General features: G+C 41.0%; 6 protein-coding genes and 1 pseudogene. All 7 read left to right on the plus strand.

Going from position 1 to position 12,325, the window contains the following annotated elements; genetic code table 11:
- Window positions 1–1,698, plus strand: a pseudogene (locus MWU32_RS03475) (hypothetical protein); the annotation flags it as partial.
- A 33-nt stretch (window positions 1,699–1,731) separates the two neighbouring features.
- Window positions 1,732–3,192 carry a CshA/CshB family fibrillar adhesin-related protein gene (locus MWU32_RS03480; protein ID WP_246937833.1) on the plus strand — a complete coding sequence of 487 codons (1,461 nt, stop codon included), beginning with the start codon at window positions 1,732–1,734 and terminating at the stop codon, window positions 3,190–3,192.
- Window positions 3,192–4,439 (plus strand): gliding motility-associated C-terminal domain-containing protein, encoded by a 1,248-nt coding sequence (locus MWU32_RS03485; protein ID WP_246937835.1) that lies wholly within the window; start codon window positions 3,192–3,194, stop codon window positions 4,437–4,439. Before MWU32_RS03480 ends, MWU32_RS03485 begins: the two co-directional genes overlap by 1 nt.
- A gap of 16 nt (window positions 4,440–4,455) precedes the next feature.
- Window positions 4,456–5,385, plus strand: coding sequence for a type IX secretion system membrane protein PorP/SprF (locus tag MWU32_RS03490; RefSeq protein WP_246937837.1), 930 nt, complete (start codon window positions 4,456–4,458; stop codon window positions 5,383–5,385).
- A gap of 21 nt (window positions 5,386–5,406) precedes the next feature.
- The gene (locus tag MWU32_RS03495; RefSeq protein ID WP_246937838.1) at window positions 5,407–7,344 is read left to right on the plus strand and encodes an OmpA family protein; all 1,938 of its coding nucleotides are present in this window, start codon (window positions 5,407–5,409) and stop codon (window positions 7,342–7,344) included.
- Window positions 7,345–7,574: 230 nt separating this feature from the next.
- A complete protein-coding gene (locus tag MWU32_RS03500; protein ID WP_246937840.1) occupies window positions 7,575–9,797 on the plus strand; it encodes an FUSC family protein in 2,223 nt (740 codons plus the stop codon).
- A 158-nt stretch (window positions 9,798–9,955) separates the two neighbouring features.
- Window positions 9,956–12,295, plus strand: a complete 2,340-nt coding sequence (locus MWU32_RS03505; protein WP_246937842.1) for a patatin-like phospholipase family protein — start codon at window positions 9,956–9,958, stop codon at window positions 12,293–12,295.
- Window positions 12,296–12,325: the final 30 nt, after the last annotated feature.

Genomic DNA, 12,325 nt, shown 5'->3' on the forward strand with positions numbered 1-12,325 from the left:
GGTACTGATGGCGCCCAGGGACCACAAGGTGATCCAGGCCCAATGGGCCCTCAAGGACCGGCGGGTGCAGACGGTATTGATGGTAATGACGGAGCTCAGGGGCCACAAGGTATTCAAGGAGAAGTCGGTCCAGCAGGACCTCAGGGACCGGCGGGTGCAGACGGTGCTGATGGTGCTGACGGAGCTCAGGGGCCTCAAGGTGAGGCGGGCCCAATAGGACCACGAGGTATTCAAGGAGTAGCCGGTCCAGCAGGACCTCAGGGACCAGCAGGAGCTGATGGTGTGGATGGTGCTGACGGAGCTCAGGGACCTCAAGGTAATCAAGGAGAAGTCGGTCCAGCAGGACCTCAGGGACCAGCGGGTGCAGACGGTGCCGATGGTGCTGACGGAGCTCAGGGACCTCAAGGAGTGGCCGGACCAGCAGGACCTCAAGGACCAGCAGGTGCGGACGGTGCCGATGGTGCTGACGGTCTTGATGGCGCCCAGGGACCACAAGGTATTCAAGGAGTAGCCGGTCCAGCAGGACCTCAAGGACCAGCGGGTACAGACGGTATTGATGGTAATGACGGAGCCCAGGGACCACAAGGTGATCCAGGTCCAATGGGCCCTCAAGGACCGGCGGGTGCAGACGGTGCCGATGGTGCTGACGGAGCTCAGGGACCTCAAGGTGAGGCGGGCCCAATAGGACCACGAGGTATTCAAGGAGTAGCTGGTCCAGCAGGACCACAGGGACCAGCGGGAGCTGACGGTGCCGATGGTGCTCAGGGACCTCAAGGTGACCGAGGCCCAGTAGGTCCACAGGGTGTACCAGGAGTAGCCGGTCCGGTGGGACCTCAAGGGCCAGCTGGTGCTGATGGTGCAAACGGTGCTAATGGAGCCCAGGGACCAATCGGACCTGCAGGACCAAGAGGAATTCAAGGAGTAGCAGGCCCAGCTGGACCAGTAGGTCCACAAGGACCGCACGGAGTTGTTGATCCTAAAGATTTGACAGAGGGCGACAGTTCCATTACAGTCACAAGTGGTACAGGTGCGACCCTTGTAGATGCTAATATAAGAGTTACAAATGCTGGAATCACAACATCAAAATTAGCGAATGGAGCAGTAACAGCTATAAAAGTTAATGCAAATGTTGCGGGTCTTGGTCTGGTGAAGAACACAAGTACAAATGCTTTAGATGTTCGTGCCAATAACGGCTTAAACGTAGATTCAGCTGCCGATGCTATACAGTTAGGAGGAAGTTTAATCAGGCCAACAGTAATCAATGCTGGTGCTACCAATACTTTGGCAGTTACTGGACTGCAAACCGGCAATAATACGGATAACATTGTTGTGATAGATAGAACATCCGGCGTTTTAAAGCAGTTAAAAGCTGCGATGCCTACATTCTTCTATATGCCTTCTGTTGTTGTTTATACGGCTGCAGATCAAGTGCCATTAGGAGAGACTTTTGGAACAATCGATCTATATGCCAAATATCAGGCTCAGTTCGGTTCTCCAGCCACGGTAAACCCTGGAGCTACGACTAGCTTACCAGTGCTACCAGCAAATGAGTTGGATTATTTTGTCACTTGGTTTGATGAGAGTGTTTTTGAAAATGTAGCGGTGACCAATGCTGGAATCCTAACTTATTCTATCAAATCTAACGCAGATGTTACGATGGCTTCCTTTATGAACATAGTATTCTCTGTAAAACCTTAATTAATTATGTGCTTTAAAACATATTCTTTCATATTGAGCATAGGATTAGTAATGCTTGCAACCACTACTAGGCTGCAAGCACAGTGCTACACCAATGAAGTAGTGACGGCCTCATTTGCAACTGGTGGTTCAAGTCCTTATATCGATGATGTGCTGTGGTTAACTTGGGGATCTAACAACCAAACCACCCATCCTCATGGAAGACATGGTCGAACATTGGCTGTCGGAGCAAAATCCTTTGCTTCAATTGAACTCGGTAATAACCAATGGCTCTGTATCGAAGCAGAAATTACCGCCATTACCGGGGGCGTCATAAGATCTTATGCGCCTGGAAATTACAGTGGTGATTATCTTGATGATCTTTATAATATTGGCGGGGTAGGGTCTAATAACCAATTGGTATCGGGAATTATCAACTCCACTAGTGGTCAGAATAATACCATAACCATTGTATGTAAAGCTACTATAGACGGTGTACCAATCCGGCTTGCAGGACTAGTGGTTGCTGATGCAGAGTCTTTATCTTCTACGGAATTTATCTATACCACGGCCGATGGGGAATGGACCTTGGTGGAGGTAAATAAAAATTTAAATCGGGGGCCTTATTGGGTTCGAAAAGAGGTCGTAATTGAAGGCGGAGTTGCCACTTCCAAGAGAACCATGAAGTTTCTCCAAGGAAATGACAGAGAAACCGTGGCCGTTTCATTTTTAAAATTCAATGAATCTGCCTATCGAAAAACAGGGAGCAATCCTGATCTTTCTGTGACTATTGATGCTAATATTAAAGGAAGTGGATTAACAGCCATTGCTTTAGGTTTGTTGCCTCCTGATGTGGATGGTGGCGACGCACCGTTGACTTATGGTTATCCAATGCATCTGATTCAAAGATTAAACTTCAGTACGGATAATATTCCAAATCAAAGTGGTCCTTTTTATGATGCTATAAATATAAATGTACCTGAATACCAACCAGGAGGCTTAATTCCCAATACAGAATTAAGTCATTTGGGAAGCACGGCTCCCGATACAGAAAGGGCCCCATTATATTCAAGTAATGCTTTAGGCGATAATAATCACGGACCTGCAGGAATTCTTGAAGAGGATGCATGGCCAGAGGAATATAAAATATTTTCTCATAAAGTCTATCTTCCAAATTCATTAATTACGGCCACCATCCCCTATAGAAGTAATGCGGATGGTTATATTTCAGGATGGATTGATTTTGATTTGAGCGGCACTTTTGATCCGAGCGAGAAAATTGAGGTGTTCGCCCCTTCAACTGGAGGAGTTATGGGAAGTGTAGTCATGGAATGGATCGTACCACCTACACGTGTAGCATATAGTACATTTGTAAGACTTAGACTTTCTGAAATTCCGAATATCACCCCTACGGAAACAGTAAATACAGGAGAAGTAGAAGACCATAAGATGGTTATATTGATTCCTGCAGTTACCAATCCTATGATACATAGTAAAGGAAAATTTAAAAATTAATGATGAAAAAATCTTTATTCCATATAAGTGCTTTTCTGCTCCTTGCTTACAATATGGTGGCACAGACCAGCAATCAAGGTGTTTTATACGTCAGTGAAGCTACCCAGTTCTCAACGGTTGAACGTTTTGACAACTTGTCAACGGGTTCGTTCTTCAATGACGGAGATACTTTTATATATGACCACTTCAATAACGATGGTATTCTTGATTTCCATTTGAACACTGGACTTACCCGTTTTATCGGAAATTCCGACCAAGTGCTCAGTGGATCAAATATCAGTTACCTCTATAATGTCTATTTCAATAACTCTAGCCACGCCGTACCATTCCAATTATTGGGCAACTTACATATCAGTGGGGAATCTGATTTTTATGATGGTATTGTGGATAATGATAATTTTGGTGGAGAAATAACATTTAATACCAATGCTTATCACATCAATACTTCAGATGATAGCCATGTGGACGGACCTGTGAACAAAGTGGGCGAGGGAGAATTCACCTTCCCAATAGGCGACGGTGGTTATTATCGATTTGCAGGGATTTCTGACCCTGAAAATAATGGTGCTTTTTTTGAAGCCAAATATTTCTTTGAGAATTCAAATGCGCTTTATCCGCATTCACTTAAAGCTGGTGTGATAAAAGAAATTGACAACCGGGAATACTGGACTATAGAAAAAAATAGTAGCGGTACCGATAATGGTTTGATCACTCTTTCTTGGAGAGATGTGACCACACCTGCTTCAATGATTGCCGGTGCGGTACAAGGCGACCTGACGATAGTCCGTTGGGACGTTGCGATGAACATGTGGGTGGACGAAGGAGGTGCCATAGATCTCGATAATAAAACAGTTACGACGGCAGTCAACGGTTATGGTGTCTTTACTTTTGCACGTGTTAAATTGGATCTTATTTTACCGTGCAATATTGTTGTCTATAATTCTGTAACACCCAATAACGATGGCAAAAATGATTATTTCCTGATCGACCAATCCAACAATATAGATTGTGCCAAGAACTTAAAGGTCATGGTATTCAATCGTTGGGGGGTCAAGGTTTTTGAGACCAATGATTACGGAGTCAACGGCAATGTTTTTGATGGCCACTCTTCGGGACGATTGACCTTGAAAAACTCTGAAAAATTACCTTTTGGCACCTACTTTTATATTCTTGAATATCAGTATGGTGATCAGGCAGAGCAAAATTTTCATAAACAAGCTGGATATTTATACTTAAGTGCTGAATAATCTGAATCGAATTCTTATGACTATTAAAAAATCAAATTTTCTTGTACTCTTGCTGTTCGGAAGTCTGCTGTTTATGGTCCCTTCCGCCCAAGCACAGCAAGATTCCCAGTACACGCAATATATGTACAATACCATAAGTGTCAACCCGGCCTATGCAGGTTCACGTAGCTCTTTAAGTATTCTTGGGATTTATAGAAATCAATGGGTAGGTTTGGATGGCGCTCCAAAAACACTCAATTTTTCAATGCACTCACCTATAGGTGTTAAAGGCGTTGGATTGGGGCTTGGATTTACCAGTGATCAGATTGGACCTTCCTCAGAGAGTATTATTACCGCTGATTTCTCGTACACCATAAACATGGCAAACGACATAAAACTATCGTTCGGTATGAAGGCTGGCTTATCGATATGGGATTTGGATCCGAATAAGTTAAATATTTATGATCCTAACGATTATAACCTGAGACAGCAAAATAACAGCTCGCCCGTAGTGGGCACCGGTCTTTATCTGCACACCGAAAAGTGGTATGTGGGCCTATCATCGCCAAATATGTTGAAAACCGATCATTATGACGATGTCCAAGTATCCACCGCTACCGAAAAGACCCATGTATATCTAATTGGGGGCTATGTGTTTGACATCAATCCGAACTTGAAATTAAAACCAGCGGTTTTGGCCAAAGCGGTTGTGGGAGCCCCATTGGCATTAGATATTTCAGCCAATGCTCTGTTATATGATAGTGTAACGTTTGGTCTTGCTTATCGATTGGACGCCGCGGTTAGTGTGTTGGCTGGGTTCCAAATTTCAGATCATCTTATGATTGGTTATTCCTATGATTATGATACCACTCAATTGGGGAATTACAATAGTGGATCCCACGAGATATTTTTGCGCTTTGAATTAGGAACCAGAATGAAAGCGAAAGTCAATCCTAGATTCTTTTAATTGTATTTTAAAAAAGATGTTATGAAAAATAATATTACCATATATAGTTTCATTTTGTTTTTCCTCAGTCTATCTAGTTTGAACTTAGTTTTCGGGCAGGAAAAAAAGTTGGAAAAGGCAGCAGAAAATTATGAGAAATTGGATTATGTCAATGCTCAAAAAATCTATTTGGCCGTTGCAGAAAAAGGTCATCAATCCGAAGAGCTTTTCACAAAATTAGCCAACAGTTATTATTTTAATGCTCAATATGATCAGGCCGTAAAATGGTATGGGCGTTTGTTTGAGCTGAACCCTGAGCCTGAGAACGACATTGTTTATCTTCGCTATTCCCAAGCCTTGAAAGCTACCGGGAACGATAAATCTTCCGATGTTTATGATGCTTTCGCAGCCAAAAGTGGCCTGAACAGCGGGAGAAGCGCAAGAAACTATGCGGACCTCATCCAGCAGAACTCAGGAAGATATGAGATGGAACCCATTTCAAAACTTTACGATGAAAATATCATCTCCTTTGGCTATTTTAAATCGGGGAATGCCCTTTATTATGCTTCAACCAGCGACAGTAAAACCTTTTTGAACAAAAGAAGTGCTTGGGATGGGCTTAGTTTTTTATCATTGTATAGCATCGAACTGGATTCTTTGAATCAGGCTCTAGGTAATTCCGAAAAGCTCACAGGTAACCTCAACAGTAGGTTTCATGAATCTTCACCTGTATTTACAGCTGATAACAATACGATGTATTTTACGAGAAGCAATATCACTGCAAAGAACAGAAAGGACGATCAAAAATTAAAGATCTACAGATCGAAAAAAATCAACAATAAATGGCAAGAAGCAGAAGAACTGTCCATCAACAGCGACCATTTTTCTTCCGCACACCCGGCATTGAGTCCAAATGGTACGAAGCTTTATTTTTCATCGGACCGACCTGGAGGCTATGGAGAGTCAGACCTTTATGTGTCCACTATCAACGCCGATGGGAGTATAGGGGAGCCTGTCAATTTGGGACCTGAAATCAATACCAGGGGCAAGGAGACTTTTCCTTTTGTTTCTGCTGACCATGAGCTTTACTTCTCATCCGATGGCCATTTTGGATTGGGCGGGTTAGATGTTTTCTATATAAAAATTAAAGAAGATGGTTTTGGCAACCTATTGAATGTAGGTGCTCCAATTAATACTTATGCCGATGATTTTGCCTTTGGGATCGACCAGTCTACGCACAGGGGCTTTATAAGCTCTAATCGTTCTGATACGGAAGGTACGTTTGTTTACGACAATATTTATACCTTTTTGGAGACAGCACCTATTATTGATGTCTATTTTGCCCAGATTCAGGGCTTGGTAACCGACAAACAGACGGGACTACCAATTGAAGGCGCCAATATCGTATTGACCGATTCCAACAACAAAATCCATAAGCAGGTTAGCACCAATGAAGAAGGCTTTTATACGGTCGAGACCGATAAGTTTGAAACCTATTTTGTAAAAGCAACTAAAGAAAGATATGATTCCGATGAGTTTCTATCCAAGGCAAACTTGGAGCATCAGCGAATCGACTTCCAATTGCAGACCAATGAAGTCCCGCTGGTCACTGGCACCGACCTTGCAAAGGTGTTAAACATTCCAATCATTTATTTTGATTTTGATAAATCCAATATTAGAAAAGACGCCCAAGTAGAATTGGAGAAGGTATTGGCTGTACTTGATCAGTATCCTAACATAAGATTGGAGATTCGTTCGCATACTGACAGTAGAGGAAATGACGCATATAACAAGGGGCTTTCCCAACGTCGTGCGACCTCAACTTTAAAATATCTGGTCGAAAATGGCATCCCAGAATCGAGATTACAAGCGGTCGGATTCGGAGAAAGCAGATTGGTGAACAATTGTAGCAATGGTGTCCCATGTTCTGCTGAAGAGCATCAAAAAAATAGACGTTCAGAATTTATTATTATTGATTAGAAAGGGTAATTAAACACTAAATAAAATTTTTCAAAAACGTCTTAAAACCGAAGCATTGTCTTCGGTTTTTTTAGTGAAACCCCTGTCTGCCGTCAGGCAGTCAAAACCCAAAAGCGAAGCGCATTAGGTTTTGCTGATTGAACTAATTCTTACCTTGCCCGAAGAAATTTATTTTTGAGTTAGATTCGGTTTTGCTTAAAATCCTATATTAGCATATAAACCAATTTACCTTGAGTACTGTAAGAGTTTTTATTTCCGAGAATTTTAAGGAACTGCTCCAGTTTATAAAAAGTATTAGTTTTTCAAAAGCCATACGAGTGGGCATTGCGGTTACTTTACCTGTACTCATAGGTATAGAACTTGGGTATCTTGAAATTGGATTGGCACTCAGTTTTGGTGCCTTCTGGAGTTCGCCCAGCGATGTTATCGGCAGTTTCCGTCATAAAAAATTTGGCATTCTAATGTCAGCGACATTGGTTATGCTGGTCAGTTTTATAAAGGGCTATCTACATTTTGAACTGTGGCTGTTGCTTCCAGTCTTAGGGCTGATCACTTTTGCGATCGCTTTAATTTCGGTATATGGTTTTCGGGCCTCGCTCATCAGTTTTTCGGGCCTAATGGCCTTTGTATTAAGTTTTTCACTCGAATCCGAACTGGAAATCTATAAGTATGCTTTGTTGTTAGGGGCGGGCGGACTTTGGTATTTGCTCCTGTCAAAAGCTTGGTATCGCATCAACCCAAAGGCAGAAACCGAGGAGTTTTTGTCCGAAACTTATTTGCTTACCGCAGAATTTATAGAAACACGAGGAAAATTGATAGACCCAAATGAGGACCACGAAAAATTACAGTCTCAATTACTAAAACTGCAAAGCGATCTAACGACAAACCATGAAACCCTCAGGGAGATTTTGATACTTTCAAGAAAGGCTTCCGGATGGTCCAATTATCAGAATAAACGCCTATTGATATTTGCCCAATTGATAGAAATGTTGGAAACAGCCATTGCAAATCCGGTGAATTATGATCGGATGAATGCGCTTTTTGACGCCCATCCTCAATACGTCAAAAGATTTCAGGATCTGATTTTTGAGATGTCTTCTCAATTACGGATGATTTCAGAAACTGGAAATGACCATAGGAAACTGCCAAAGAACACTACTATGATTGAATGTTTTGAAAACGTAAGACATGAAGTGGCCTTACTTCGTGATACCGAGTATTACGAGGAATATCTTATGCTTCAAAATATGCTTGAATATCAAGAAAAACAGTCCGATAAACTTAAAAGAATAAAAAGGCTTTTAGGGGACCATAATATTGCCGAATCCGATTTTATAGATAGAAAAAAAGCCCAACGCTTTATCGCACCCCAAGATTATGATCCTATGCTGTATTTTAGGAGCTTTAGTTTTAAGTCTACCATTTTCAGGCATTCGGTGAGGTTGGCGGTTACAGTGATGATTGGTTATGCACTGGGATCGATCTTTGCCTTTCAAAATCCATACTCTATCTTGTTGATTATTATCGTCATTATGCGCCCCAGCTACGGACTCACAAGAAACCGAGCGAAGGATCGTATGATCGGGACACTTATTGGTGGGGCCATAGCATTTGGTGTGGTTTTCCTAATCCAGGATCCGTATGTGTACGGCATTATGGGCGTTATTTCTTTGGTAATTGCAATTTCCTTGGTGCAAAAAAACTATAAGGCTTCGGCGACCTTCATCACGTTGAGTGTGGTCTTTATTTATGCCATTCTTATCCCTGATGTCTTGGACTTAATAAAATTTCGCATCTTGGACACGCTTGTTGGGGCGGGACTATCATATGCTGCGATGTTGTGGCTTTGGCCTGCTTGGGAATTTGTTGAAATTAAGGAAAGTATCCAAAAAAGTGTGAGCGCCAACAAGGATTTTCTCAATAAGATCACACAATATTATCAACTCAAAGGAACCATTCCAACGTCCTACAATATTGCGAGAAAACAGGCATTCTTGGAAACCTCCAATCTAAGTTCGGCATTTCAGCGCATGACACAAGAGCCCAAGTCAAAACAAAGGGAAATGGATAAAGTTTATGAACTCGTCGTCTTGAATCATAATTTTTTAGCTTCATTGGCTTCCTTAAGTACCTACATAAAGAACTACGATACTACTGAGGCCTCCGAACGATTCATAACTGCCACCGAAAAGATAGAGAATAATCTGGAGCGGGTCGTTCAATGCCTACGACATAAGACCTGCGATGGGGTGGCTGGATTTTCTGAAAACGATCATCTTTTTGAGACACAGTTACCAGTCGTCAATTCTTTAGAAATCAGCAATTTGGGGTCTCATAATAAAGAAACCGTACGTGGACTTCAGGAGGCCCATTTGGTTTGGGAACAATTGGAATGGCTGCATTCTATCAGCTGTAAAATGCTCAGATTGGCCGAATCAGTGGAGTTGGATTGATAGCAATTGGAATTTAGTTCTTTTAATTTACAATGTATCGATTACTTGTGTTCATGCTTTTAAATTCAAGCTGTAGTGGTGAACGTATACTGATTTTCGAACTACTTTTGCTGGTCTCGCTATTAAACTGTTATTTTTGAAATACTAACAACTTGCAAATGGTCAAAATTTTACAATCAAAAATCAATCTGAATCTATTCCTATTGTTATTCTGTATAGTTTTTTCACAGGTAGTTTTTGCCCAAGAAAAAAAACCGAAAGTGGCGTTGGTTTTAAGTGGAGGAGGAGCAAAAGGGATTGCGCATATCCGTACGCTTCAAGTATTGGATTCCTTGCATATTGTTCCAGACTTAATAGTCGGTAACAGTATGGGAAGTATTGTAGGTGGACTTTATGCAATGGGATATTCAGGTGATAGTATTGCAAGTCTTACAAAAAATGCAAATTGGGAAAAATTATTGGGAGGAAGAGTGTCACTTAATAAAGTTGGTGCAGAAGAAAAAAGTGAGTACAATAGGTACTTAATAGAATTGGATTTCAAAAATGGCAATATCAATACAGGTCTTTATCTTCTTAATGATCAGAATTTGAGAGAGTTTATTGCTTTCCTTGCTGTTCCAAGTTATGAGATAGAACAGTTTGATGATTTGCCCATACCATTTAGGGCGGTTGCAACAGATATTATAAATGGGGAGGAGGTGATATTAGATCAAGGTTCTCTTGCCATGGCTATGCGTGCTAGTATGTCAATTCCAGGAGTCTTTTCGCCAGTTCGACACCAGAATATGCTTTTGGTGGATGGTGGATTGCTGAATAATTTCCCTGCAGATATTGCCAAGAACCTAGGTGCGGACATCATCATTGGGAGTGATGTAGGAGACGACCCTAAAACGATTGAGAGTTTAAACAGCATTAGTGCCTTACTATTTCAAGGGACTATGATGAATAGTAATAAAAAGCGGCCAGCAAACCGTGAACTCTGTGATATCCTCATTGATCATTCCCCTTATTTAACACATACTACATCAGACTTTTTCAAAGCAAATGCAATTTATGAAGAAGGTAAAATGGCTACCAACCAACAAAATGATGCTTTGGTTGCTTTATCAAATAGATTGAAAAAATTTAAACAGAGAAAACATGAACTTCCTGTCACTAAAACCGAATTTGTATTTGATACCATAGTCTATCAAGATATTAGCAAATCAAACTTGGCACTTGTTAAAGCCAGAACGGCGATGCGGCCAAATAAAAAATATACGATCCAAGATATTGAAGACGGCTTGGGTAGGGCTATGGGAACTACAATTTTTAAAGACATTGAGTTTACACGTTTAAGAGATGATGGTCAATTTGGCCTCATTTTAAAAGGTGTTGAAAAATCGAAGCATCAAATCAAAGGCTCGTTGCACTTTGACGGTTATCGTGGAGCGGGACTGATTGCGAATTATACCGGTAGAAATATTATAGGTCAGGCGTCACGTTCTCTAATTACTGTAGACTTTGCTAAGCAACCAAAAGCGAGAGTACAATACCAGAAAAATTTTGGTAGTGATCGGGACTGGTGGTGGCGAACTGAAGTTTTTGGTCAACTTCTTGAGCAAAAAATATTTCTTGAAGGAAAAAATGTCGATGAGGTCAAGTTGAATTACTTTGAATTCGACAATCAGATCAATAGGAATTTAAGTTCATTAAAAAGCTATGTGGGCTTTGGTGCCAAACATAAATACATCCAATTAAAACCAACTATCGATCCTGAAGTTAAAAACAATATTCTTAGTTTAGAAAAGTATAGTTTTTCAACTTATGAGGTGTATGCGCATTTTAAATATAGCAATTTGAACGATGTTTTATATCCTACTAAAGGTAGTCAAATTCACGCTGTTCTATCAAGGGCTTTGTCTAATAATATCCAAGTGAGTTATATAGATCCTAATATTATAAAGCCAGATGTACCAAGCAACAACTATACAAAATTAAGTCTTGGATTTGAAGAAAGAGTTTCCCTTAAACCAACTTTAACTGGAATTATAAGTCTAAACTCTGGTTTTTTATTTGAGGATCCTACCCAAGATGACGATTTTCTCTTTTCTACTTTTGGTTATGGTGCAAAATACTTTTTAGGCGGAAATATTATCGATCCAAGGAGTGATAATTATACATTTTCCGGTTTAACAGAAAGTGAATTGGCCGTCAGTCAATTTTTAAAGTTAGGTCTTGGACTTCAAATAAAGTCAGTTCGTAACGTGTTTTTTATTCCCCATCTTGAAATGGCCTCTGTAGGTTATGGAAAATTTGATGATTTTATATCCAATGTCTTTTCTGCTAAAGGAAGGTGGGAAAATTATGAAGATCCAAGTTTTCTGGCATCTGTTGGGGCGATGGTTTCTTACAAGTCAATTCTTGGCCCTGTAAATTTTGACATATCATGGGTCAATAGTACCAATAAGCTTAGATTCTTTATTGGCATCGGATTTCCTCTAAATCGCTCTAATTGATAGGACCATTGTAGTCTTCCCTGCAAAAGG

It is taken from the genome of Gelidibacter sp. F63206, assembly GCF_023015735.1.